22 protein-coding genes and 1 riboswitch are annotated in these 24,725 nt (G+C 43.9%); of the genes, 6 read left to right on the forward strand and 16 right to left on the reverse strand.

What is annotated here, in order from left to right; all coding sequences use genetic code 11:
• Positions 1–75: 75 nt before the first annotated feature.
• Positions 76–1,818, reverse strand: a complete 1,743-nt coding sequence (locus M72_RS11850; RefSeq protein ID WP_055068364.1) for a CAP domain-containing protein — start codon at positions 1,816–1,818, stop codon at positions 76–78.
• A 445-nt stretch (positions 1,819–2,263) separates the two neighbouring features.
• Between M72_RS11850 and M72_RS17385 the strand changes: the two genes are divergently transcribed.
• Positions 2,264–2,782, forward strand: a complete 519-nt coding sequence (locus M72_RS17385; protein ID WP_082413900.1) for an SCP2 sterol-binding domain-containing protein — start codon at positions 2,264–2,266, stop codon at positions 2,780–2,782.
• Positions 2,783–2,867: 85 nt separating this feature from the next.
• Entirely contained in the window at positions 2,868–3,371 is a 504-nt protein-coding gene (locus M72_RS11860; RefSeq protein WP_022046834.1) for a zinc ribbon domain-containing protein, read from the forward strand.
• A 102-nt stretch (positions 3,372–3,473) separates the two neighbouring features.
• Here M72_RS11860 and M72_RS11865 read toward each other — a convergent pair whose 3' ends face one another.
• The 4 genes from M72_RS11865 to M72_RS11880 form a co-directional block, all read right to left on the reverse strand.
• Entirely contained in the window at positions 3,474–4,301 is an 828-nt protein-coding gene (locus M72_RS11865; RefSeq protein ID WP_055068365.1) for an energy-coupling factor transporter transmembrane component T family protein, read from the reverse strand.
• The gene (locus M72_RS11870; RefSeq protein ID WP_055068366.1) at positions 4,301–6,001 is read right to left on the reverse strand and encodes an ABC transporter ATP-binding protein; all 1,701 of its coding nucleotides are present in this window, start codon (positions 5,999–6,001) and stop codon (positions 4,301–4,303) included. Before M72_RS11870 ends, M72_RS11865 begins: the two co-directional genes overlap by 1 nt.
• A 6-nt stretch (positions 6,002–6,007) precedes the next feature.
• Positions 6,008–6,559 (reverse strand): ECF-type riboflavin transporter substrate-binding protein, encoded by a 552-nt coding sequence (locus tag M72_RS11875; protein ID WP_022046831.1) that lies wholly within the window; start codon positions 6,557–6,559, stop codon positions 6,008–6,010.
• Positions 6,560–6,650: 91 nt separating this feature from the next.
• A complete protein-coding gene (locus tag M72_RS11880) occupies positions 6,651–8,048 on the reverse strand; it encodes an alanine/glycine:cation symporter family protein (RefSeq protein WP_055068367.1) in 1,398 nt (465 codons plus the stop codon).
• Between the two features lie 98 nt (positions 8,049–8,146).
• Here M72_RS11880 and M72_RS11885 point away from each other — a divergent pair, with 98 nt between their 5' ends.
• Positions 8,147–8,500: a hypothetical protein gene (locus M72_RS11885; RefSeq protein WP_055068368.1), complete on the forward strand. Its 354-nt coding sequence runs from the start codon at positions 8,147–8,149 to the stop codon at positions 8,498–8,500.
• A gap of 25 nt (positions 8,501–8,525) precedes the next feature.
• Here M72_RS11885 and rsmH read toward each other — a convergent pair whose 3' ends face one another.
• From rsmH to M72_RS11900, 3 genes are all read right to left on the reverse strand, one after another.
• Entirely contained in the window at positions 8,526–9,581 is a 1,056-nt protein-coding gene (gene rsmH / locus M72_RS11890) for a 16S rRNA (cytosine(1402)-N(4))-methyltransferase RsmH (RefSeq protein WP_055068369.1), read from the reverse strand.
• A gap of 134 nt (positions 9,582–9,715) precedes the next feature.
• A complete protein-coding gene (locus M72_RS11895; RefSeq protein WP_055068417.1) occupies positions 9,716–10,186 on the reverse strand; it encodes an NUDIX hydrolase in 471 nt (156 codons plus the stop codon).
• A gap of 157 nt (positions 10,187–10,343) precedes the next feature.
• On the reverse strand, positions 10,344–10,760 hold the full coding sequence (locus M72_RS11900; RefSeq protein WP_055068370.1) for a DUF4143 domain-containing protein: 417 nt from the start codon (positions 10,758–10,760) through the stop codon (positions 10,344–10,346).
• A 490-nt stretch (positions 10,761–11,250) separates the two neighbouring features.
• Here M72_RS11900 and M72_RS11905 point away from each other — a divergent pair, with 490 nt between their 5' ends.
• Positions 11,251–12,153, forward strand: coding sequence for an RpnC/YadD family protein (locus tag M72_RS11905; RefSeq protein WP_055068371.1), 903 nt, complete (start codon positions 11,251–11,253; stop codon positions 12,151–12,153).
• Between the two features lie 287 nt (positions 12,154–12,440).
• Here M72_RS11905 and M72_RS11910 read toward each other — a convergent pair whose 3' ends face one another.
• On the reverse strand, positions 12,441–14,057 hold the full coding sequence (locus M72_RS11910; RefSeq protein ID WP_055068418.1) for a hypothetical protein: 1,617 nt from the start codon (positions 14,055–14,057) through the stop codon (positions 12,441–12,443).
• 424 nt (positions 14,058–14,481) lie between these two features.
• Between M72_RS11910 and M72_RS11915 the strand changes: the two genes are divergently transcribed.
• Positions 14,482–15,411 carry an AEC family transporter gene (locus tag M72_RS11915; RefSeq protein WP_055068372.1) on the forward strand — a complete coding sequence of 310 codons (930 nt, stop codon included), beginning with the start codon at positions 14,482–14,484 and terminating at the stop codon, positions 15,409–15,411.
• Here M72_RS11915 and M72_RS11920 read toward each other — a convergent pair.
• The 3 genes from M72_RS11920 to M72_RS11930 form a co-directional block, all read right to left on the reverse strand.
• Positions 15,383–16,084, reverse strand: coding sequence for a MerR family transcriptional regulator (locus M72_RS11920; RefSeq protein WP_055068373.1), 702 nt, complete (start codon positions 16,082–16,084; stop codon positions 15,383–15,385). The two genes, M72_RS11915 and M72_RS11920, sit on opposite strands and share 29 nt — an antisense overlap.
• A gap of 38 nt (positions 16,085–16,122) precedes the next feature.
• Positions 16,123–17,742 carry a MutS-related protein gene (locus tag M72_RS11925; protein WP_055068374.1) on the reverse strand — a complete coding sequence of 540 codons (1,620 nt, stop codon included), beginning with the start codon at positions 17,740–17,742 and terminating at the stop codon, positions 16,123–16,125.
• 70 nt (positions 17,743–17,812) lie between these two features.
• Positions 17,813–19,039 (reverse strand): chloride channel protein, encoded by a 1,227-nt coding sequence (locus M72_RS11930; RefSeq protein WP_082413901.1) that lies wholly within the window; start codon positions 19,037–19,039, stop codon positions 17,813–17,815.
• A gap of 152 nt (positions 19,040–19,191) precedes the next feature.
• Positions 19,192–19,269: riboswitch (Fluoride riboswitch) on the reverse strand.
• A gap of 142 nt (positions 19,270–19,411) precedes the next feature.
• On the opposite strand from M72_RS11930, the gene fucO reads away from it, so the two are divergent.
• The gene (gene fucO / locus M72_RS11935) at positions 19,412–20,557 is read left to right on the forward strand and encodes a lactaldehyde reductase (protein ID WP_022046819.1); all 1,146 of its coding nucleotides are present in this window, start codon (positions 19,412–19,414) and stop codon (positions 20,555–20,557) included.
• A 124-nt stretch (positions 20,558–20,681) separates the two neighbouring features.
• Here the strand turns inward: fucO and M72_RS11940 are convergent, their stop codons facing one another.
• From M72_RS11940 to M72_RS11955, 4 genes are all read right to left on the reverse strand, one after another.
• Positions 20,682–21,248, reverse strand: a complete 567-nt coding sequence (locus tag M72_RS11940) for a TetR/AcrR family transcriptional regulator C-terminal domain-containing protein (protein ID WP_055068375.1) — start codon at positions 21,246–21,248, stop codon at positions 20,682–20,684.
• 1,328 nt (positions 21,249–22,576) lie between these two features.
• The gene (gene fliB, locus M72_RS11945; protein ID WP_055068376.1) at positions 22,577–23,935 is read right to left on the reverse strand and encodes a flagellin lysine-N-methylase; all 1,359 of its coding nucleotides are present in this window, start codon (positions 23,933–23,935) and stop codon (positions 22,577–22,579) included.
• A gap of 12 nt (positions 23,936–23,947) precedes the next feature.
• Positions 23,948–24,433, reverse strand: a complete 486-nt coding sequence (locus tag M72_RS11950) for a hypothetical protein (protein ID WP_055068377.1) — start codon at positions 24,431–24,433, stop codon at positions 23,948–23,950.
• Entirely contained in the window at positions 24,430–24,639 is a 210-nt protein-coding gene (locus M72_RS11955; protein WP_022044877.1) for a helix-turn-helix transcriptional regulator, read from the reverse strand. Before M72_RS11955 ends, M72_RS11950 begins: the two co-directional genes overlap by 4 nt.
• Positions 24,640–24,725 lie beyond the last annotated feature (86 nt).

Raw genomic sequence — 24,725 nt, forward strand, 5'->3', positions numbered from 1 at the left:
TACCAAAAATGTCGGTAGATATCTGACAGATATCTACCGACATTTTTAATTCTTATTTTCAATTATGCTTTGATCCTAGCGGCGGATCTTTACAGACTTCACACTGCTGTATGGACTGTAATACTTTGTTCCATCTACAGTAACATAGCTGCGGATCTTGTAATAATAAGTTCCTTTGGTGAGTTTTGCCCTTGTATAAGACTGCATCTCACCATCTTTTGTAGCCGCAATCTTCTTGTATCCATAATCATATGCTCCCTTGGAGCGGTAGATTTCATAGCCGGTAACGGAAGTACCTGGCAGCCATGTGATACGGACTTTTGATCCGTGTGCACGCAATCTTGTGATAACCGGCTTCTCCGGCTTAATAATAAAGCTTGTCTTTGCAGATCCCGTATAATTACCAGTTCCCACTACCATAACAGCAGCTTTTCCCGGTGCACCATTGTCACTATAATTCAGATAGTAATCCGAACCTTCTTTTAAAACAATGTTATTTAATGTAACGGTAACTTCCGGTTTTACGGAAGATCCCGTATAACTTTGTGTTGCAATTTTGCTGATCACTGCATTTGCAAGATTATTGGATGAAACCGTTGTATTTCCGTTTCCATGATTTACAATACGGAAATAAACTGTTCTGCTTCCATAATAATTTCCGATTCCGTTAATTGTTACGGATGCTGTGCCGATATTGCGGTTGTTGCTGTAAGTAAGGGTATAATCTCTTCCCTCATACAGATATCCGCCATTCAGCCATACCGATACAGACGGACGGATATCATATCCGGTGTATATCTGGTCAACGATTGTACCAACGGAAGCATTTGGAATATAGTACGAATAGGTATTGCTGCTGTTATTGGTTCCTGTTACCTGAACCGGAATCTGCAGAGGAATTCTTCCATCCGGACGGTTCAGTGTCAGTGTTGTAGACCCTGTCGAATTTGCGACCAGTTTTGTTCCGCTGATATAGGCAACCGCAGTATTGGATACATACATATTCAGCCCCTGTACAATCGGGCAGTTTGCATTGCCTGGCCAGTGATTCGATACCTTAATGTTTTCATAGCATCCGGATAAATCTTTCGTCTGTCCGACAGACATCTGGATATAGGTTCCAATAGATGACGGAACAACAATCTGGTCAGAAGTAATATTGCTCTCTGCAACCTGAAGATTAGTTACGGTTGTTGTCTGGTTGTTCGGTGTTGTATAGGATGTTCTGGTTACCGTGTTGGCAAATTCCTCTACCCAGTAATGGTAGCCATTGTAATATACATGTCCGATTCCGACAGCTGTAAACTGGCTGTTTAACATATTTCTACGCTGTTCCTGTCCGGAATAATTTGCATTGTCTTCCCGCATTGCGTTGTGAAGTGCAGATGCTGAAGAATAATTCACACCGATATTCTCTGCATAAACTCCCGCATAGACACCGTTTTCACTGTAAGCAGTATAATAATTTGTGCCATTTGGTCTGGTGTGTGAATACGAAAGTGCAATCTCTGCTGCACGTTTCATGGCTACCTGCTCCAGTGCATAGTCGTAAGTAAGCGGCTGCAGATTATTACAATATGTCTTCGTGTAATTGTTTGCATCCCAGTACCATGCATCGGATAAATTTCTGCGCATACTGTTGATCATGCCATAGACATTTCTGGCATCCGTCTGTCCGTATGTAACCTGAATACTTACGTTCCGTGTACCGGTTGTTGCAGCCATCACATTGCCCGCATACCCCAGTGGAAGCAGTGAAACAATCAGGACAAACGCAAGCAGACGCCTGAGTACATTGTGCGTTTTGGTTTTTCTCATAATCTTGATCCCTTCCTTTATTTTAAAATTTTGTTATCCCTATTGTACGCTTTTTAGCGGCTTCCCGCAATGATAATTTCATAAAGTTTGCTTGACAAGCATAACAGAAAAGCTATACTCTAATTAGCAAACAGGTGGGTGCGCAACTCGTTTCTGCGGGCTGTCGTTTTGTCGGGGACACCGTTCGCAATTTCTAGTCTGCCTAAGAGGGAATCTTCGAAACGTTTATTACGCCCACTCCCCATTTGTCTTGATATTTACTTTATTTTCAATATGTCACTCTGTGACTGCGCAAATAGAACCGTGGGCATGCTTATTCGAAGCTTCCCTCTAAGGCAGACACAAAATCGCTCAGACGGTGTCCCCGACAAAACGACAGCCCGCAGAAACGAGTTGCGCAATCACCAATCTAATTAGCAGATGGAGAAGGGAGAAATGACTGACTATGACATATCAGGAATTAGTTTCAAAATTAAAAGATACTTATCAGGAGAAAGATGCTTCCAAAATCAGTGAACATCTTGCCATCCAGTTTAACATACAGGGAGAAGCCGAAGGTGCCCTGTATCTGGAAATTGCAAACGGACAGCTTCATGTTGAACCATATGAATATTACGACCGTGACATTTTAGTCACAACTTCAGCTGCTGATCTGCTTGCACTCGCGCAGGGCAGCCTTGACATTCTCGAAGCTTACCAGAGTGGGAAAATTTCTGCGGAAGGAAATCTTGCAAAAACATTGCTGTTAAATGAAATTGTCACCGGTTCATCCGAAGCTCCGTCACCAGCGGAATCTGCTCCTGTGGAAACTTCGGCATCAGCGGAATCTGCTCCTGTGGAAGCTCCGGCACCGGCTGAATCTGCTCCTGTGGAAACTCCAGCTGGCGAAAATACTCCGGCTGCAAAACCATCCGTTAAAGCACCACGCATGTCCCGGAAGAAAAACAGAAAAAGACATAAATAATCTGTAAACTTCCTTGTGTTTTTCAGACAGCATGTTATGATAATTCATAACATAAGGTTTTTGATATAGGAAAGGAGTGAAATATATGTCTTTTTTAAACAACTTAGGACAAAAGATCAGTGATGTGAGCCAGACTACCATTAAAAAAACAAAAGATCTGGCAGATACTGCAAAATTAAACTTAAATATCTCCGAGGAAGAACGCAAGATTGATACTGCATACGAACAGATTGGAAAATGGTATGTGGAAAAACATCGCGAAGATGCCGAAGAAGATGTAAAAACCTGGCTGGATGCGATTGCTGTTTCCGAAGCCAGAATTAAGGAATGCCGTGAAAGCATTCACCAGATGAAAGGTGTAGCGATCTGCCCATCCTGCGGTGCAAGCGTGGATGCCGATGCTGCATTCTGCAGTGCCTGTGGACAGAAAATGCCGGAAAAGCCAAAGCCGGAACCGGTTAAGGAAGAGGACGTCGAGGTGATTCCTCCGGAACAGCCGTCTGAGGAACCAGCTTCTGAGACCGTGTCGGAAAATGCTTCCGAAACCCCGACTAAAGCCTCTGCACCAGATGCTTCAACCGAAGCTTAAAACAGACATGGAAAACAAAAGGAGCTGTCGTGCCGCCGATATTCGCTGGTGCGATAGCTCCTTTTCTAATTTTATTAAAACGAGCTGCGCAATCTCTACTGTTTATACAAACGGGTTATAAAACCGGCTGCCATCATGATAGGTAATCACAAGTGCAACCACGGCAAATCCAAGCACCAGTGCAATACACAGATAATCATTGCGCTGTAACTTTCTTCCCATATACCAGGTACGCTTTTTGTACTTCCCATACCCACGCAGCTCCATCGCATTACTGATTGTATCAATGCGGCCGATACTTGTAAAAATGAGCGGAAAGATGATAGATGCCGTACTCTTTATACGGCTCATCAGCTTTGCCTTCCCGGACATTTCTATTCCACGAGCCTCCTGCGCATTTTTAATTTTGTGGAAATCATCCTGCACATCCGGAATATAACGCAGTGCAATTGCCACCGCATATCCGATGTTGTAACTGATTCCAATACGATTTAACGACGCTGCAAACTCCGACGGATTGGTGGTCACGACAAAAATGAACACCGCCGGGATAATTGTAAAATATTTCAAAATAATGTTCAGCTCATAAAACAGCTGCTCAGCGGTAATCGGATAATGCGCCGAAAGCTGCCAGAGTACATGCTTTGTACCATAAATTTTTGTTCCCTGATCCGGTGCAAAAATAAAAATGGCAAGCACATTGATGACCAGAAAGAACATAATGAACTTAAAAATAGAACCGACCTGTTTCCACTCTGTTTTTGAAATCTTAAACAGGATCAGACTAAGAACCAGCATCACGGCGAGTACACGGGTATCATAAGTAAGCATGCTTGTGATGGACCATGCCAGAAAATAGATCAGCTTTGTGACACCACACAGCCGGTCCATCCAGGTATCTTTTTGCTCATAGGTCAATAACTTTGCCATTACCGCACCGCCCTTTCGTAATTGATAAACCGCTGCACGAACTGGGAAGGATCTTCAATTCCACATTTGACCGCCATCTCATAGAGAGATGTCTGCTTGAGATATGCCGGAGCCGTGATGGTTTCATCCGTCAGCACTTTCGCCGGCGTATCAATCGTCAGCAGCTGTCCATCCGCCACAACAATGGCGCGGTTGGTATATTCCAGCATCAGATGCATATCATGCGTAATCATGATAATGGTCGTTCCCTGTGTCTCATTGATCGTCTTTAAAAACTCCATAATTTCCGTATAATGGCGGTAATCCTGCCCCGCTGTCGGCTCATCCAGAATCAGGATCTCCGGCTTCATGACAAGAATGGATGCAATCGTCACACGCTTCTTCTGCCCGAAACTCAATGCTGAAACCGGCCAGTTCCGGAACTGATACAAACCACAGATTTTCAGTGTCTCATACACACGCTCACGAATTTCTTCTTCTGGAACCCCACGCACCATCAGACCAAGCGCCACTTCCTCATAAATCATGGGTTTTGAAATCATCTGATTCGGATTCTGCATGACGATTCCGATATGCTCCCCACGCTCTTTGACCGAAAGCGGTGAGATATCTTTTCCATTCAGTTCGATTTTTCCGTTGCTTGGCTCGAGGAACCCACAGATCAGATTGGAAAGGGTTGTCTTTCCGGCACCGTTTTTCCCGACAATGCTGATCATTTCCCCTTTTTTCACATCAAAGCTGATATCCGAAAGAATCGCCTTTCCCGGCTGATAAGAAAAATGCAGATGATCCACGTTGAGCACCTTTTCCTCTGCTTCCTGTTTCTGCGGAATCTTCGTTGTCTCAAACCATTCCCGGACCTGCGCTCTGTACGGCTCAAAATTCATGGTCTCCACATGCTGTGGATGATCTTCTGCCGCAATCGTACATCCGGCATGTTTCAGTGCCGTGACATAAAGTGGCTCGCGGATTCCCTGTTCCTTCAGGATATTTCCAGCCAGCAGATCATCCGGTTTCATATCCGCCACAATCGTTCCCTCGCCTACCACAACGATACGGTCCACGTCTTTATAAAGCACATCCTCAAGACGATGCTCGATGATCACGATGGTCTTCTTCTGTTCCTTCTGGATTCGGTCGATCAATGCAATGGCTTTCTTTCCGGTCGCCGGATCAAGATTGGCCAACGGCTCGTCAAACAGCAGAATATCCACATCATCGATCATAACCCCCGCCATGGAAACTCTCTGTTTCTGTCCGCCGGACATCTCCGATGGTGCATGATGCAACAGTTCTTTTACCTCTACAGTCTCTGCCACATCGTCTACTTTGCGAAACATCTCTTCCTGTGCCATACAGTCATTTTCCAGCACGAAAGCAATATCTTCCGCAACCGTCAGACCGATAAACTGTCCGTCCGTATCCTGCAACACGGTTCCGACCATCTTGGAAAGTCCGAAAATCCCAAGGTTTTTCGGATCTTTTCCCTCGATTTTTAAAGTTCCGGTACTGTCTCCTTCATACGAAAAAGGGATCAGTCCGTTGATACAATTTGATAATGTCGACTTCCCTGATCCCGATGGTCCAATGATGAGCACCTTCTCTCCGGGATAAATTTTCAAATTGATATCCCGGAGTGTCGGCTCCATCTGTGACCGATATTTAAATGTAAAATTTTCAAATTCAATAATCGGTTCCATACGTTTTTAGTCTTCCTTTGTAAGACTTGATGATTTTGCTCCAATCTTTGTATATCCCAGTCCGAGTAATGAACCAAGTACACCCACAATAATAATATTGGCTACAAACGCAAATACGCCCTGTGAGAATACTTTCTTTGCAGGCTCTGCATAAATGAGAATATCAAGCACCGGTGCAACAACGATCCATGCAATTGCATTTGCAACCACCTGAACGACATTAAAAAGAACTACTTTCTTCCTATTAAACCCACCGGCCTTAATCTCAAAGCTCTTTGCGAATAAACCAACTAAAATTCCAAAGATCGCATCTGGGAATACCCAGCTCCACCATACACCACCGTAAAACAGTGCATCTCCGAGTGCATGTCCCAGCAGACCAATGATTCCTCCGACAACCGGTCCAAACACTGCTGCAAGAAATGCCAGCACTGCTGCACGTGGCTGCATGGATGTATTCGGGATAATTCCCAGCGGAATCTGCACTTCTGTCAAAACAATGAACAATGCGGTTCCGATACCGGTTGCTACAACTTCTTTGATTCCAAATTTTTTCATAACAAGTTCCTCCTTTGTTTTTTCAGTACCTTATTATTTATGATAAACGCACAAATGTCAAGTTTTTCGCCCTTTTTCTTTCCAGCTTCCCCTAACTTTTTGCACCTTCTCCGGCAAAGTATTCCTTCACCAGTTTAACAACGACACCGGAAAGCAAAAATACTGCGATCAGGTTCGGAATTGCCATGAGTCCGTTAAACGTTTCCGCAATACTCCACATCAGGCCCAGATCCATGGTCGCACCCACAATGGCAACCAGTGCATACACCAGCATGAACGGCTTATTGACACGGGAGCCGAACAAAAAATCGATGCAGCGCGTCCCGTATAATCCCCATCCGATAATGGTGGAAAATGCAAAACAGCACATGGCAACCGCAGTAAAAACAGATACCCAGTTCCCGTATGTTGCGGTAAATCCACTGATGGTAAGTTCTGCTCCTGCCGCCTGTCCGTAACTGACCGGAACCTGGCTGCACAAAATAACCAGCGCGGTAAGCGTACAGATCACAATCGTATCTACAAACACCTCGAAAATTCCAAAAAATCCCTGCTTGACCGGTTTTCTCGTGTCTGCACAGGCATGTGCAATTGATCCCGTGCCAAGTCCTGCCTCGTTGGAAAAAATTCCACGGGATACGCCCTTTTTCATACTCATGAAAAAGCTGCCGACCGCGCCGCCGGTCACTGCTGCCGGATGAAATGCCCCTTCTATAATGGAAGCAAATACTGCCGGAACATGACCGATATTAAATAAGATCACTCCCACTGCCAAAACAATATAGATTAATGCCATAAACGGTACCAGCTTTTCTGTCACCCGTCCAATCCGCCTGATACCTCCAAGCAGAATGAGTGCGATCAGAACCGCCAGAATGATCCCGACTACAAGGTTAACAGTCGGCACCGCATCTTTTGAAATGACATGATAATTCATTAATGCCGTATTGATGGCTGTGGTAATCGTATTTACCTGTGTGGCATTCCCTGTTCCGAATACGGTCAGTACGCCAAACGCGGAAAAGAGATACGCCAGCCAGTGCCAGTGTTTTTTCAGTCCGTTCTTAATATAATACATCGGACCGCCGACCAGATCGCCATGCACATTCTTTTCACGGAAATGCACCGCAAGCGTCACTTCTGAAAACTTCGTACACATACCGAGAATTGCGGAAATCCACATCCAGAACACGGCTCCCGGACCACCGATGGCAATCGCCCCTGCCACACCGGCAATATTTCCCGTGCCGACCGTTGCCGCAAGTGCCGTACACACCGCCTGAAACGGTGTCATGGCTCCATCCGATGCCTCACGCTTCTTAAACATGCGGCCGAAGGTCACTTTCATCGCGTATGGGAACTTGCGGATCTGTAAGAACCGGGTCCGGAAACTCAATACCAGACCAACACCGATGATACAGATCATTGCAGGAACACCCCAGATGAAATTGTTGACCGCACTATTGATTGCTTCAATTGTGGATAACATACGTTTCTTTTTCCTTCCTACGTGAATAAGCGCGTGTTTTTTGTAAAACACGCGCTTGCATTATAGCACAATTTTTGCATTTTCTCTACAATGGAATTGTGGAAGAGGATATTTCCCACGGAAGTCCTTACGGTGGTCCTTATTCCCCCGCTCGTGCAGCCGCCCCCACCACTTTCTGGCCTTATCAGGTATGGTCCTATCAGGCCGATAATGCCTCCTACACCCAAATAGGTTTTGTGACCGACTGGAATAAAAAAGAATGGGCAGACAGCATTGACGGATTTTCCTCATTCCCGGATTCCGCTGATAAGGATCACGACGGTATCGTATATCTCCTGACAAATGCCAAAGGGAAAAAAACCGCCATAGATGCTGCTGACCTGAAAAAGTGGGTGGATTCCTACCGTAAAGGTGCAAAAGAAATTCCCATCACCTATCAAAGGCTCAAATAATGGCAATTATGATTGTGTATCAGGATCACTGGCTGCGTACCGCCCAACGCATCTTCGTGGATCGTGCCCGTCCGTTCTGCGCACACTCCTGCGCGGACGGACGCACCACATCCTTTGCATACTCCGAATAAATACCTGCGCGACAGCCTTCTTTTAAAGCACGCTTTACCAGCTTGTCCTCCCCGGAATGGAATGTCAGAATCGCCACGCGGCCGCCCGGTTTTAAAGCACCCGGCAGTTTTTCCATAAATTCATAGAGCACCTCAAACTCGCGGTTGACATCAATGCGAAGTGCCTGAAACGTCCGCTGACAGGTCTTTTTGATGGTTTCTTTTTTATCCTTTTCCGGCAGAAAATCGAGAGTGTCTTCAATAATCCTGCGCAGTTTTGTGGTGGTATCCACGCGGTGTCCTTTGCGGATCTCATCGGTGATCGCTTTTGCAAGTTCCTCACAGTACGGCTCATCCGAATTTTCATAAAGCATACCGGCAAGCTCGTCACGGCTGATCGTATCCAGACGCTCCGCCGCACTGATTCCTGCCTCCTGATTCAGCCGCAGATCAAGCGGTCCGTCCACTTTAAAGGAAAATCCGCGCTCCGGATTGTCTATCTGCATGGACGAAACGCCAAGATCTGCCAGAATAAAATCAAATCCACCCACTTCTTTTGCAATCTCATCGATCGTGCAGAAATTCTGCAGATGGATGGTCAGCATGTCCTCTCCGAATCCCTGGTCTGCCAGACGTTTTTTTGTCTTTGCCGACTCTGCCGGATCCACATCGGTCGCGTGGATGTGTCCCTGCCCCTGCAGCTGCTCGAGCATGGCTTTCGTGTGACCGCCATAGCCGAGTGTGGCATCAAAACCGGTCTGTCCCGGTTTGATCTGCAGGAAATCAAGAATTTCTTTTACCATAATGGAGATATGCATGCCTGCCGGGGTGTTGCCTTTCTGGATGACATGCGCGATGGTGTCTTTGTATTTTTCCGGCTGTAGTTCTTTATATTTTTCTTCAAATTTCTTCGGGTATTTTCCTTTATAATGCACACGACGCTTGTGCGGGGTCTGGTTTTCGTTTTCCATTTTTTATTCCTTTCCTCTCCTGTCCAGGTACAGCTCCTCTTACCATTTGCAAGGCAAAACTTTATATGAGGTTGCGAAGGTATTGTTTACAGAATAATCTTTGAGCAATAATGATTTCAAATTTAATCTGTTTTCTATGAATACCGGTACAATTGTTTTTCTACCAGTTTATTTCCTTCATAAACAAGCCGGAGTGTAAAAAAGCGGCGCTCGTCTTCCTCGATCAGCAGTTTTAAAAAGATGGCATCTCCTTCCCAGGTCGGAAGCGCAAGCACTTCTTTTTTGTCCATCCACTGCAGATCGCCTTCATTGCACTCGATCAGCTCCCCGGTAAAACCATCCGCGGTAAACAGGCACATTTCTTCCGGCTCCGGAGCTTCATCACTGATGAATGTGATCAGCCCGCGGAACTGGTAGGAAGTCAGTGTCAGGCCGGTTTCTTCTTTTACTTCACGTAACAGACAGTCCTCCGGTCCTTCCGTGCCTTCTGCATGTCCGCCTACACCAATCCACTTGTCTTTGTTGATGTCGTGCTGCTTTTTGGTGCGGTGGAGCATCAGGTATTTTCCGTCTTTTTCTATGTAACACAGGGTTGTCATTTTCATGGGATTTTCCTCTTTATTTCTCATATTTGTTCCATATGCTCCATGATAACAAAATTTGCCCCGTTTTTTCAATCGAACATTTCATATTTTGCCCCGTTTTTGATATATTTATTTTCTTTTTTTGCCCCGTTTTTAAATTCCAGCCGAGTTATGGTGCTCATTTGAGGTATTCTCCAATCCGGTCAATATTATAAAGCGGAATGTTTGTCATCCAGTCCTGCTCACGGAAATCCGACATGGAAGTCCGCACCGCATGCTGCGGATGATACTTCTCACAAAAAGCCCGCAGACTTTTTGCCCGCAGATTTTCCTCTGCTTTCACCTCTACCGGAATGACCGATCCGGGTGCCTGCAGCATAAAATCAATTTCACCCGTAGAATTTGCGGTTGTGTAATAATATGGTTTCACCCCCAGTTCCGCTATCATCTGCTGCAGCACATACTGCTCCGTCAGTGCCCCTTTAAACTCTGTAAAAATCCGGTTTCCATCAATGATAACGCTTGCATCCAGATCTGCCATGGCAAGCAGAAGCCCGACATCAAGCATATAAATTTTGAACGCATACAGATCCATGAAATCAACTTTCCCTACCGGAAAAGAAGTTCCCTTATAAAACGTTTCATTGTGCGTCCTCCCTGTCAGTGGAATTTATATGTAGCATTCCTTATTACTTTATATCATATTTCTTTATGGCAGAGCCGTCAACATTTTTAAGGACGTATTTGTGTTATGGTGCTACACTTTTCAGGACGTATTTATGTGATAGTGCTACACTTTTCAGGACGTTACTGTTTGCATAAATGTGGAAGGTTTTTGTTGCATCTCAGGCATTTAAATGCTATACTTATCACAAAGCAAATACATATTTTTCCATAGCTTGGGCGGACAGTACCTGGCGAGCCGTCTATATCATATACTTTATTTTATCATTTCAAATTATCCCGGAAAGTCTTGCTTTTAAAATTCAACTTTATTTTAACTTAATTTTGTTATAAGCAGGATTTGTATTGATATGGGATGTGTTGTCATACAGATTCTGTGGCTTACACAAGGAGGAAACTGTATGGCAAACAAAGAATACAAAAGTGATGTGTTCAGCATGCTTCTTCAGGACAAGAAACGTGCAATGGAAATTTATAACGCGATTAATGGAACGGACTATGATGATCCAGAACTGGTTGAAATGACAACTTTGGATGACAAAAGCTTTTCGCTTACCGTACGGAATGATGCATCATTCATTCTTGATGCGAATCTGAGCCTGTATGAGCATCAGTCGACCTATTGCCCGAATATGCCACTGAGGGATCTGCTTTATTTTGCAAGCATTATACAAAAACAAATCAAAGCTCAGAAACGTGATATTTATGGTGGAAGAATCTTAAAGATTCCAGTGCCCCATTTTGTCGTGTTTTATAATGGAAAAGAAGATGCGCCGGATCAGTATGATCTCCGTCTTTCTGATGCATTTGAAAAAGAAACCAAGAATCCTGAGATAGAATTGGTCTGCCATGTTTACAATATTAACAATGGGAAAAATGTTCCATTGCTGTCAAAATGCCAGACATTGCGTGAATATATGTATTTTGTGGATATGGTGCGGAAAAATAATGAAATCAGTGGAAATCTGGAAGATGCCATTGAGAAAGCTATCAACCAGTGTATGGAAGAAAATGTGCTTAGGGATTTTCTGGCTCAACACAGGGAGGAGGTAATGCACGTGATGACATTAGACTATACATTTGAACGACGGCTGGAAATGCAGCGCGCCGAAGCAATTGAGGATGGCGAAAGGATCGGAAAAGAAATCGGGAAAGAGATCGGGAAAGAAGAAAAATTGTCAGAGCAGATTCGTAAAAAAATTCAAAAAGGCAAACCTCTGGATCAGATTGCGGACGAATTGGAGGAAGTGCCGGAAACCATTCGTCCTTTATACGAAAAAATTAAGCAGGAAATGCTGCAATAAAATAAGGCAGTTTCCGAGGAGGAAATGAGTTTTTATCGTTCGTTAGCTGAATGATATGCTTATTTACAAAATTGAATATTGCTTACCTTCAAGTTTATTGTGTCAGGCACCAATTGTCCAATTGTTCTCTATTTCTATTGATGCAGCCACTTATGCGATGGTCGGATTTGTCACAGGTATACTACTCACAAAATATCTGCTTTGGTATGACGATAGAGTTAAGTAATTCTTAATATGAGGGGCTTACCTTGCCCCTCTATCCTTATTCTGTAACTACAATCATAGTTCTATTTTTCAATCCCAAGCACGGTATTGGCCTGCTCACCCTCCATATATTCAAATGTGATGGTATCTCCTACACCATAACGCACGATATCAAGGTAATCTACTACCGATACATCGTAAATATCGGAATCATTTTCGAGCAAAATATATTGGTGCGTATTTCCTTCTACCACTGCATCGGTGATTTTTGCAATCGTACCGGTTGCTTTCTTGACACTGTCGCTCTCTTTTGTTTCCGCATTGACACCATTTTGCTTCATCAGTTCCATATAGTTCTTTTCGCATTCACTGACAGAATCACCGGTTGCTACAATCTGATATTTCTGCACATTTACCATCGCATACATTTTTACCAGACCAGAATCATCCTTTAATGCAATGAAATAGGTCGGCTCATTTGTAATGTTTAATAACAGTGGGAAGGTTGCTGTATAGCCAAGGTTTTGCACCTTACCTTCCGCAGAGGACATCGCAGAATCTTCAATTGCGCCTTCTACCTGATAATATTTTGTCTCCATCGTTCTCTCATTCATCAGGACGAATCCAACGTTGGACTGATCACTTGTGATGGAGGTTACTCCGGTATAAACCCAGACATCATCATTCATTGCAAGGTAATTATAACCGTTCGTGGTGGTCAGACAATCCTTCTGTCCTAACACACTGTTGATAAATCCATGTTTTAAAGATCCATAATAATCATAAAGCTGTACCAATAAATCGGCAGAATAAACACGGTCTACCCAGCTTGGCACATCTTTTACCGCATAATCAGTGCACTCACCTGTCACAGCATTACAAAGCACAACTCTGCCGATGGTCTTACCTCCAAACAGACCAATCTTATAATCTGCAACACTGCAAATCCAGTAAGGCGTACCCTCCTCATCAATCTCAAAACTGATATCATCGAAAATATAGGTCGGATAACGAAATCTTAAATGACGCTTTAAGTTTCTATGAAAATGGTCATATGGCGTATATTTCATGCCTTCTGACAAACGAACCAGCTCCGTATCCTGCGTTGCCATATCAATCTTAATATAGGCTGGAATTCCTTCCTTCTGGTTCGTCAGCCACTTGATGGTATCCGCATAACGGAGCGGTGTCACACGGACCGGTTCCCCTTTGTAGTTAATCTGGGAATAAAGTTCACTGACTTCAAACTGCGACGCCATATCAACAAGACTACCCATCTTACGATTTCCCAGAATGGATGCTGAGTCACGATCTAACAGTGGAATCTGGTCATAAGAAATCTGTTTGATATCCTCGGTAAATTCCCCCTCTTCCACTTTTAAAAGTTTCTGATATTTTGCTGCATTGACAATCGGTGAGGACAAAATGGAGCCTGCCACATAAACCGCCAAAAACAGTAAAAAGACAATCACTCCAATCTTTAAACCTGTATATTCCTTAATAAAGGACAGTTCAATCTTGCTTTGTCCTGCTATCTTTGCCTTTCTTACAATATAAAGCACGAAAAGCACCGCCAAAATCAGAAAAATAAATTTCCAGGTTTCTGTTGCATGAATGTTAATTGCCGGAAGTGAAACATAATAAAAAATTGCAACAGCGATTACCACCAACAAAGCAATCACCAGTTTGACTTTCATCATTCCTTTCATCACGAATTCCCCTTTCGTTCGTTTGGTCGAAGCTGATATAAAAATTCTTCAAAACATACGCCATCTTGTTCCGGTATCAACAAGTTTATTGTGTCAGGCACCAATTGTTCCAATGTAAAACGTTTCATCGTGCGTCCTCCCTGTCAGTGGAATTTATATGCAGCATTTCTTATTGCTTTATATAATATTCCTTTATGGCAGAGCCGTCAACATTTTCAAGGACGTATTTGTGTTATGATGTTACACGTTTCAGGACGTATTTGTGTTGTCATATCACACGTTTCAGGATATGATTCTATCATGAAAGTAGGAACTATAACCTTACAAAGTTTCTGCTTTTGCAAATAACCGGTATGCTCTTGCAATTTTATTTTCCAAGTTCTATGATAGGCAGTTAGAAAGACAGGGTGATTTTATGCAGATCAGTATTCTTTTAATGGAACAGATTTTTGAGCTTTTTCTCATGATTCTGATGGGATTTATCATTGTAAAGGCGGGAATTGTCAAGGAAGAAGACAGTAAGGTTTTATCCAAAATCGTACTGTACCTGATCATTCCATGCGTGATTATAAACGCTTTTCAGGTGGACTATACTAAAAAAACCGTAAATGGTCTTCTGATCGCGCTTGCTGCATCCGTATTGCTTCAGGTGGTTCTCCTGCTTGTCGTTTTCGTGATGGGAAAACTGTTTTCCTTAAATGAAGTGGAAACAGCTTCTATCTATTACTCCAACTCCGGCAATCTGATTGTTCCTATCGTGACATTTGTTCTGGGACAGAAATGGGTGCTTTACGGATGTGTCTTCATGAGCGTGCAGCTTGTTTTCCTCTGGACACACTGCAAGAAAATCATAAGCCGTGAGTCTTCCTATGACTGGAAAAAAATCATTCTTAACATCAATATGATTTCCATTGCCATTGGTGCCATTTTATTTTTCACCAGAATCCGGCTGCCGGAACTCATTACAAATACCATCTCCAGTGTTGGAAATATGATCGGGCCAGCCAGCATGATTGTAACCGGAATGCTTTTTGCCGGAATGGATTTAAAAGCAATTTTTGCAAATAAACGTGTATATTTCATATCGGCTCTCAGAATGCTTGTCATTCCTTTGATTGCACTGTTTCTCATAAAAATCAGCCATCTTGCCACACTGTCTGCAGATGCTCAAAAGATCATGCTCATTGTATTTCTCGCAGTAATCACCCCATCAGCATCCACCGTTACACAGATGTGTCAGGTGTACGGAAACGATGCACACTATGCCAGCGCAATCAACGTAGTGACCACGCTGTGTGCCATTGTGACCATGCCTTTTATGGTGCTGTTGTTTTCCTGTATTTAACGGTATATTTTCGCTTTTTTCTGCAATACCGGATAAAATCATACCATAAAAAGACAAGCACAGCCCCGATAACGATCGCTTTTACCACAAGCGGCATATGCCCGTCACCGAATCCAAACTCCACAATAAAAAAAACACTCAGTGCGATCCACAGTGCAAACCATACCCATCCAAACAGCTTCTGATTTTTGACCTTACAAAACAGAAACTGAAAAACCGGATCGCCACTCACTTTATAAAACTCGCTGTACTCCGAAAAATCACCGACAAGTTCCTCCAATTGCGCAAAGCTATGTCCCTTTTTCTCTTCTTCTTTTACATAGTTGAGGTAAAAATCAATATTTTCGCCATCGTAGGCATGATCTGCTGCAAGTTTCCGGCACAGGTCGATGGAACCCTGTATTTCCTGCTGCTTATTTAACAACTCCTGCAACTGCTGCCGGACAAGTTCCTCAGAAACTGCCGGATCATCCAGCATCGAGGCAATTTTTTCGATGGGCATATTCATTTTCCGATATAAAATGATCTGTTTTAACCGCCGGATATCCTGTTCACTGTAATTGCGGTATTTGCTCTGGTCATTCCGCTCCGGTTCGAGCAGCCCCTTTCTTTCATAAAAGCGGATATTGCTGATGGTTAATCCGGTCAGTTGCGCTGCCTGTCCTATTTTCATCTGTCCCGTTCCTCCTTCTATAATATTTGAAAATACAATTATCTCTTTCCCGCCTCACGCCGTGCCTGATCTGTAATTTCTTCTGGAAAATCCAGCAGTTCCATCAAATCTATGGCATTTGTTTTCCCGACGATCCCACGTCTGATTTTGTATGGAAAAACGATATCTTTTTCATGAACCTGACTGTCAAAATAATAAGTGTCGTATCGCTTTTTCAGGGCATACACCAGCTCCAGATCATGTGTAGCAATCAGGAGAAAGCCCTGTTTCTGCACCATGTAGGATAAAATGGCATTGGATGCCGCCAGACGCTCACGCGTGTTCGTCCCTTTTAAAATCTCGTCAATCACAAACAACATGGGCTCACCCGTTTTCAGTTCATCAAGCATGCGCTTTAAATATTTAATTTCGCGCATGTAATAACTCTCTCCCTGCAGCACATCATCCCGAAGTGCCATCGAGGTCATCACCTGTATTGCAGGCATTTTCATATTTTTTGCAACACAGGTATTGATCGTCTGTGCCAGAATCACATTGATGGCAACCGCTTTCATAAATGTCGATTTGCCAGATGCATTTGCCCCGGTCAGTACCACACCTTTTTTCAGGACAAAATCATTCGGGATTGCATCTGCCATAAGAGGATGACTGATTTTCTCCACACTGATTGCGCCATCACTCTGCAATGACGGACAACACCATTGCGGCAGGCTTTTCCGGAAGGATGCGATCGCAATCTCCATATCGATTTCTCCTGCAAATGTATACAGTTGCATCGTCTCTTTTTTGCACGCGCGCAAAGTTTTTTGAATACGGTAAAATGCGACAACATCATGCAGCGTAATTCCCGCAATATAATCCCAGAGGATCCCCGTCACATCCCCGGATATGCTCTGGTATTTTCTAGTCTGCCAGCGCAATATCCGGTGGGATAATTTTTGAGTTTTCTCCAATGCATGCAAAATTTCCGGTCTGTCCGGTTCCAGTTTTTTTACAATCCAGTTGCAAAAATCAAAAAGTTCTTTCAAACTGGATACCATAAACAAATTTCCCTCATATTTGCATTTTGTATGCAGATAAATAAGCAGATTGACTACCGCCACAACAAGAAAACCAGTTGCCCACAAATTACTTCGCAGCAAAATTGCCCCGATCAGGCAAAAAGCCAGCAGTCCCTGCAAAAAATACAATATTGCACCGGGAATGACCAGTGGGTTAATTTCTTCCGTCAGGAAAAACGGCAGATAACAGCTTTCTTTCTGCTTGCCGATACGCATGAGTTTTTCTTCTATCTCTGTACGTATGGATTCCCGGCACGAAAAAAACGAAATCCTCTTTTCCATATCCTCACAGGACTGCCGTGTCTGCATATTGTGCAGGCGATGGTACAGAATCTGCTCTCCCATATACGTCCGGGTATGATTGATCCGCGCAAATACACGATCCATCTCCAGGTCATTCCACGTAACGGTATCCACGCTTCCTGCACTTTGCCATTCTTCCTTCTTTACGTCCTGCACCACCAGCTCTTCATACATACGGATTTCGCGCATGCGCTTCTCCAGTGATTCCCACGCTTCCAGCTCCATTGGATTTTTCCCGAATTGTGCTTTTATTCTGTTTCTTCTTTTTTGCTTTTTTCCAATCACCCAGTTCATGATTTCCACCTCAATTTTTAAATTCTGGCAGAACTATAAACCATGAACCAGGGTGAGAGTCAAGGGATTTTTACCAAAAAGACCGTTTCTGTGCCGTATAAATGCAGCGGTTGCCATTGACCAGAAATGCCACCAGGCAGACCGCAAAAAATGCAAGCCCATTTTCCACACCAAATACTTCCATTCCGATCAGAACCGGAGCCAGCAAAGTATTGGTTGCACTTCCAAACACTGCCGCGTATCCAAGTGCCGCGCAGACTATCGGTGGCAATCCTGTCAGGCTTCCCAGCACAAAACCAAGCGATGCACCGATGGAAAAAAGCGGTGTCACCTCTCCGCCCTGAAACCCGATCGACAAAGTCAGTACCGTAAAGAGCAGCTTCAAAATCCAGTCAAACATATACAGTTCTCCCCCAGAAAATGCCTGCGCGATCAGATTGGTTCCAAGTCCGCAGTACCGTCCGTTCCACATCAGAAAAAGAAACACCGCCAGTGGGATCGACACAAAGCCGATTCTCTTGTATGGATTTTCCAGTACGTTTCCCATAAACTGTTTTACTTTTTGCAAAAGCACCGCAAACAGCCGTCCCGTCAGACCGAACAAGATTCCAAAAAGAATCAGATATGTCACCGTCTTTGTGTCTGTCAATGACAGGGTCTGCGAAAGAAGAACCGAAAATTTTTCCAGCCCCAGCGCATGCGAAGTTGCAGATGCCGTAAAAGACGCAATCGCTGCAGGAAGCAATGCGGAATATGCCATACTTCCACTCACCACTACTTCCATCGCAAAAAAGACTGCTGCAAACGGAGTCTGAAAGAGGCCTCCAAATCCGGCTGCCATTCCCGCAATCAATACTATCCTGCCGTTGTCCGGGAAGTGGAATCTGCGGGCAAACGCATGGGAAAGTGTGGCACCGATCTGCACGGCAACGCCCTCGCGCCCAGCACTTCCGCCAAACAGATGTGTGATCCATGTACCGGCCATGACAAGTGGGATGAGTGCCAGTGGAATCGACTCCCGCTTTCCCTGCCCGGCTTCCATGACAAGCGTCATTCCTTTTGCCGCCGTCTCATTGAAATGCCGGTATAACCAGACGATCCCAAGCCCTGCCAGCGGCAGAAACGGCAGCAATACAACTACATGCGCCGAACGAAAATCTGTAATAAAAAGTAAAACACGACCAAATACCGCGTCAATGGCACCAATTGCAATGCCAAGGAGCAGCGCAGATAGCGCATACAAAAATGTTTCTTTTGCTTTTTTCTTTAATCCCTGTAAATCATGTGACGGATTCATGGTTTTCCTCTTCTTTCATAATCCCTTTTTCGTCTCTTACATGCGACATATGAACAATTGATTTACTGCTACATCCATCCTGCATCAATCCTTCCCCTGCACATCCTCAAAATCTTACAGCAAATAAAAAAGCCGATGGTCTCTGCGATCAAACAATCGTAGAAGTCATCAGCTTATCGTTCAGCAGTTCAGGGAAATTCCCTTGGGAGAACTTCATTCCCATTGACAGATTACTCCTTTTCCCATAAAAAATCAAGGAAAAAAAATTTGGGACCACATGTTACAATCTGCTGCTTTTGTAACTTACATCCCGGATTTTTCATTGCTACAATAAGGGTATCATGAATGTATGCAAAGGAGACGATTACAACTATGGCAAACAGAATTATGTTAAATGAAACATCTTATCACGGCGCAGGTGCAATTCAGGAGATTGCAACCGAGGCAAAAGCACACGGATTCCAGAAAGCTTTTGTCTGCTCTGATCCTGACCTGATCAAGTTTGGTGTAACAAAAAAGGTAACAGATGTACTGGACAAGAATGGTCTTGTGTATGAGATTTATTCCGATATCAAACCAAATCCAACCATCCAGAATGTCCAGCACGGTGTACAGGCATTCAAGGATTCCGGTGCCGACTACCTCATTGCAATCGGCGGCGGCTCTTCCATGGATACTTCCAAAGCCATCGGTATCATCATTGCCAATCCGGAATTTGAAGATGTGCGCAGCCTTGAGGGTGTAGCCCCGACCAAAAAACCATGCGTACCGATCATCGCTGTTCCGACCACCGCTGGTACTGCGGCAGAAGTTACCATCAACTACGTCATTACCGATGTGGAAAAGAAGCGTAAATTTGTATGTGTTGACCCACACGATATGCCAATTATCGCAATCGTAGATCCTGAGATGATGTCTTCCATGCCAAAGGGACTTACTGCTTCTACCGGTATGGATGCCCTGACACACGCCATCGAAGGATACACTACAAAAGCAGCCTGGGAAATGACAGATATGTTCCACCTCAAAGCCATTGAGCTGATCTCCAAATCCCTGCGCAGTGCCGTTGCAAACGAAAAAGAGGGACGCGAAGGCATGGCACTCGGCGAGTATATCGCAGGTATGGGATTTTCCAATGTCGGACTTGGAATCGCACATTCCATGGCACACACACTCGGTGCTGTCTATGACACTCCACACGGTGTTGCCTGTGCAATGATGCTCCCAATCGTTATGGAATACAATGCCGACTGCACCGGTGAAAAATACCGCGAGATTGCACGCGCCATGGGTGTCAAGGGTGTCGATGAAATGTCTGTGGACGAATACCGCAAGGCAGCGATTGATGCCGTACAGCAGCTTTCCGTCGATGTCGGAATTCCGACCAAACTGGAAGCACTGAAGGAAGAAGACTTACAGTTCCTTGCAGAATCCGCACATGCCGATGCCTGCGCACCTGGAAATCCAAAAGATGCCAGTGTGGAGGATCTGAAAGCACTTTTCCGCAAACTGATGTAATTTCTTGCAATTCAATATAAAGTGGACTGTAAAAAGTCACTGATGAAAGAAACGCCAGTTCCGGCAAATACCGGTTCTGGCGTTTTAAATTATAGACAAAGTGGAAGCGTTTTACAGCTTCTTTCTATATTAATCCCAGTTTTTGAAATACTTCCCTCAGCCGCACAGGCATGGATTCGGTCAGCGCATGTGCCAGCTCTTCTGGCGTACATTTCCGATACCCGAGCACCCACTGCACCGTCATATAAACCGAACCAAGGCAATACATTTCCAGTTCAAACTGCAATTCGGTGGAAATCTTTCTTCCTGTCCGGCTTTCGATCTGCTTTGTGTAAAACTCCTGAATCAGTTCAAAATCATGATCTCTCAGGCAATTCTGCTGATCATTTTTGAATGCCGCCCGAAAAAACAGCTGCTCCATCTGAATGTATTCAAATTTGTTGACAAGGCTCTCGTAGACGGTTCTTCCTTCCCCCATGTGCTCAAATGATTCCAGCAAAATCTTATCAAAATACCAGTTGATCAGATCATATTTATCCTGAAAATTCCGATAAAATGTCTGACGCGTCAACCCACAGGTTTCTACAATTTCTTTTACGGTTATTTTTTCTACCGGTGCAGTGCGCATACATTCTTTCATGGCATTTGCCAGTTTGTAGCGCACACCGTCATTCTGCTTTTGTGGTTCCATGTTTCCCCCAGTCTGGCAAGTTTTTCTTTTGGTTTATTATTGTCTATTATACTATATCTGCATAATTTTTTCATCTATTCGTTTTCCTTTAAATTGCTGGTTTACTGCGTGGTCTGGAGCCTTTGGGGTTTGGCAGGAGGGACGGATTTGCGGGGATTGTTCTAAATATAAGTTTTTTCAATGCGACGGAAGAAGGGGGGACATTCTCTTTCTACAGAAAAATTTGCAAGTTAGCGCCGATATTGATTTCAGGTAAGTTTGACAAATATTTTACTTTTATGCCATTAGCGTTATGTGATGGAACTACGGCGCAGTTGCAAATTTGTTCTTCCGAAAGAAATGTCCCCCTTCTTCCTGTTGGCTGGAGATAATATAATTGAGAAACATATTTCCGCAAATCCTGTCTGTGGAACAAATATAAGGGCACCAGAACTTGCAGTTAAAGGCGCTCCCGGAAGGAAATGCATACAATGAGTGTTTACAGTAAAGTGATAAATGTTTGGGAAGCTTGACTTGCTAATAAGTGGAAATTTCATTGCCGGTATTTTGTGAAACAATCGTTCTATTGAAGCCTTTATATGATCGGGCATTATAAACTTATAAATAAAGGATGGGTTCTATATAATTAAAATTCATAGGAAAAATGCCATCGTGGTATCTATGCCAATAACATTCACGTAAAAGATACCATTGCGGTACCTATACGCTGAAAATTTAACATTCAGATACCGGAAAGTCTCTATAGATCAAAAATTGCTTCTTTAGGTACCGCTTTTTCTAAAAAACCGGTATCTGGAGAAACAATTTTTACTATATAGGTGACATTTCCTGATTTTAAACCTTAAAATTTCGGAAAACCGTCACCTAAAACTTTAATTTTTCATCTATAGATACCCGGCCTTATCATCAAGTGATTTAACAGGGTATTTTTATGTTTATTCCAGTTCATGGGATTCGTAGCTCCTTTTGAGGCGTCCCCTTAACTGCAAGTTCTGGTGCCTTTATGTTTGTTCCACAGACAGGATTTGCGGGCATCATTCTTTTTCTTATAGTTTTCCAATCCACAGGAAGAAGGGGGACATTTCTTTCGGAAGAACAAATTTGCAACTTGCTCTAGCACTCACAACCCATAGTGAATTGCGTAAACTGAAAAACTCTACTCCACGTACCTGAAACCAACGCCAGAGCTAACTTGTAAATTTTTCTGGAGAAAGAGAATGTCCCCCTTCTTCCGTCATATCGAGAAACCTTATACCCAAACCAACTCCCCCACAAAATCCGTCCCTCTGAAAAACAAAAGGCTCCAGACCCCGCTGTTAAACAGCAATTTAAATGATCAATGCAAAATATCCCCAATCCCATATAAGTTCCGCAAAACTATTCTCCAGATACTCGCGGATATCCTCATCCTCATACCCGGTCATACGAGAAATCACCACCATATACTCCCGCACCATCTCATAATCGAGTGCCTCCTCTGCTGGTATCCCATCTGCATCCAGACACCATTTCAAAAACAGACTCTGCCGGATTGCCGCATATGCAATCGCAATCCACTGCATCTGCAGCACCATGTGCTCCAGATTATCAGCTTCTTCCGGTTCCGTCTCAAAATTCTCTGGCAAAATCAGATCCGAAAACACTTCGTTTCTGAGGAAATTACGAAGCAACGGTTCATACGATACAAATGCATTCTGGAACTGTCTCCACCGATCCCAAAGCTGTCCTGCCTCATTTTCCCCCTTAGTGGCATCCATATCTTCTCCCACATGGATTCCCTGCCTTCCGAAAATTTGGGAATAATATTCTGCCTGTGTAATCACAGGTGTCAAAAACTTCTCATACAGTCCCTCTTTCCGGTAATTGACCGCCAGATCCTGCAGAAGTTCATTGCATTCTTCCCAGGTTTCCAGCGAAGAGATTGTGCTCTTTGCCTGTGTGATTGCAGTGCGCAGTTGCAGCAGTGTCTCCGGAGAAAAATATTCTTCCACCAGTTCCGGTGTGATGGGCTGATTTTTATACAACTCCAGCAGAATATAAAAACTTTCCAGCAGAGCCTCCTCGATAGAAACCGTATGATCCCCCAGTAACGCCAGAATATGTTCCCGGATCAGAAACGCCATTTTATTTTCGTCTTTTTCCACACACATGGTATGTTCCGACACATTTGTCCACGTGTTTTCACTTGAAATGTCAGCATTGCTGTGCACGACCGATGGAAACGTAATCTCTTTATGCCGCCACAGATCAATCACCGCCGGACACCCCGGCATCAATGTATCTTCTTCATGATCTGCAAACCGGTGCACTTCCCGTGGAAATGTCGTGCAGGTTTCCGAGAGAATCGAATCCCCATACGCCAAAACCAGACGGCACAGTTTGTCTTTGGCAAGAAATGGGCATCGATGCTCCTCGTCCAGCCGGATAACCCGGATTCCATCTTTCATACAAGTATAAGTGCTGAGATTTTTCCCACAATTTTTTGAATCTCCAGATACCTGATCCAACGACTGGCTTTTTGCGCATCCCGGCATCGTATCCGGCGGAAGGACTTTCTTCCATCTGCGGTTCGTATCCGCATCCACCGCAATCTTCCACTCCTGACAGCAGGTAATCGGACACTGGCCGGCAATGCAGCCGAATTCATCATAATAATCCGGACGGATTTTCTTTCGTTCTGTTTTCATATATCCTCATTTCTACATATGCTTGTTCAGTACTCTCCATGCAATTGCATAGACAATAAGAAACAGACAGATCATACACGACATCAGCTTACTGATCATCGGATCATACAGTCCTCCAAAAAGAAAGGCAAAATACATTACAATCAGAAGCACAAACGCTGCCATCCTTAACGCACGCGACCCAATCTCAATATTTCTCTCGTCCGTTACCTGCAGTCTTGCTTCCTTTAATTTCTCTTCGTCTTTCATCAGACGCTTATTGCGGATCAAAAAAACAATTCCAGAACATATAAGCCCCACACCGATCCCACAATATACACCCAGCATATAATCGTCTACTTTCATCTTTCCTGAAAATTCCATATAATAAGCGGCTGCCGCACTGATTATGCCAAGCAGAATCAATCCCAGCAGGCATTTATTTTTCGCCTGCAGCTGCTTGCGGAATTCCTCATTGTTTGTCACTTTACTTCCTGAAAATAAACAAAATCCCTTCATATGTTTTCATCCTCCTGATCAAATATAAATAATTCCTCAATGGTTACGTGAAAAAACTGTGCAAGTTTGTGTGCCAGCACTAAAGAAGCTTTGTATCTGCCTCCCTCCAGGGATATGATCGTCTGTCTGGTCACATCCACAGCATCTGCAAGCTCGCTCTGGGTCACTCCCAGCTCCTTGCGCAGATCCTGAATTCTTGTTTTCATGCTTCCCCTCCTCACGGAAATTTTTGTCAAGTTTGCTTTACACCACGAAGTATAGTACACTTTACATTGTATGTCAAGTGTATTTT

Source organism: Roseburia faecis (assembly GCF_001406815.1).
GTDB lineage: Bacteria > Bacillota > Clostridia > Lachnospirales > Lachnospiraceae > Roseburia > Roseburia faecis.

Bases quoted from the DNA above. Each gene is read 5' to 3' on its own strand.
- M72_RS11850 (WP_055068364.1), bottom strand. From the start codon at position 1,818: ATGAGAAAAACCAAAACGCACAATGTACTCAGGCGTCTGCTTGCGTTT.
- M72_RS17385 (WP_082413900.1), top strand. From the start codon at position 2,264: ATGACATATCAGGAATTAGTTTCAAAATTAAAAGATACTTATCAGGAG.
- M72_RS11860 (WP_022046834.1), top strand. From the start codon at position 2,868: ATGTCTTTTTTAAACAACTTAGGACAAAAGATCAGTGATGTGAGCCAG.
- M72_RS11865 (WP_055068365.1), bottom strand. From the start codon at position 4,301: ATGGCAAAGTTATTGACCTATGAGCAAAAAGATACCTGGATGGACCGG.
- M72_RS11870 (WP_055068366.1), bottom strand. From the start codon at position 6,001: ATGGAACCGATTATTGAATTTGAAAATTTTACATTTAAATATCGGTCA.
- M72_RS11875 (WP_022046831.1), bottom strand. From the start codon at position 6,559: ATGAAAAAATTTGGAATCAAAGAAGTTGTAGCAACCGGTATCGGAACC.
- M72_RS11880 (WP_055068367.1), bottom strand. From the start codon at position 8,048: ATGTTATCCACAATTGAAGCAATCAATAGTGCGGTCAACAATTTCATC.
- rsmH (WP_055068369.1), bottom strand. From the start codon at position 9,581: ATGGAAAACGAAAACCAGACCCCGCACAAGCGTCGTGTGCATTATAAA.
- M72_RS11895 (WP_055068417.1), bottom strand. From the start codon at position 10,186: ATGAAAATGACAACCCTGTGTTACATAGAAAAAGACGGAAAATACCTG.
- M72_RS11900 (WP_055068370.1), bottom strand. From the start codon at position 10,760: ATGGATCTGTATGCGTTCAAAATTTATATGCTTGATGTCGGGCTTCTG.
- M72_RS11905 (WP_055068371.1), top strand. From the start codon at position 11,251: ATGGCAAACAAAGAATACAAAAGTGATGTGTTCAGCATGCTTCTTCAG.
- M72_RS11910 (WP_055068418.1), bottom strand. From the start codon at position 14,057: ATGATGAAAGTCAAACTGGTGATTGCTTTGTTGGTGGTAATCGCTGTT.
- M72_RS11915 (WP_055068372.1), top strand. From the start codon at position 14,482: ATGCAGATCAGTATTCTTTTAATGGAACAGATTTTTGAGCTTTTTCTC.
- M72_RS11920 (WP_055068373.1), bottom strand. From the start codon at position 16,084: ATGAAAATAGGACAGGCAGCGCAACTGACCGGATTAACCATCAGCAAT.
- M72_RS11925 (WP_055068374.1), bottom strand. From the start codon at position 17,742: ATGAACTGGGTGATTGGAAAAAAGCAAAAAAGAAGAAACAGAATAAAA.
- M72_RS11930 (WP_082413901.1), bottom strand. From the start codon at position 19,039: ATGAATCCGTCACATGATTTACAGGGATTAAAGAAAAAAGCAAAAGAA.
- fucO (WP_022046819.1), top strand. From the start codon at position 19,412: ATGGCAAACAGAATTATGTTAAATGAAACATCTTATCACGGCGCAGGT.
- M72_RS11940 (WP_055068375.1), bottom strand. From the start codon at position 21,248: ATGGAACCACAAAAGCAGAATGACGGTGTGCGCTACAAACTGGCAAAT.
- fliB (WP_055068376.1), bottom strand. From the start codon at position 23,935: ATGAAAACAGAACGAAAGAAAATCCGTCCGGATTATTATGATGAATTC.
- M72_RS11950 (WP_055068377.1), bottom strand. From the start codon at position 24,433: ATGAAGGGATTTTGTTTATTTTCAGGAAGTAAAGTGACAAACAATGAG.
- M72_RS11955 (WP_022044877.1), bottom strand. From the start codon at position 24,639: ATGAAAACAAGAATTCAGGATCTGCGCAAGGAGCTGGGAGTGACCCAG.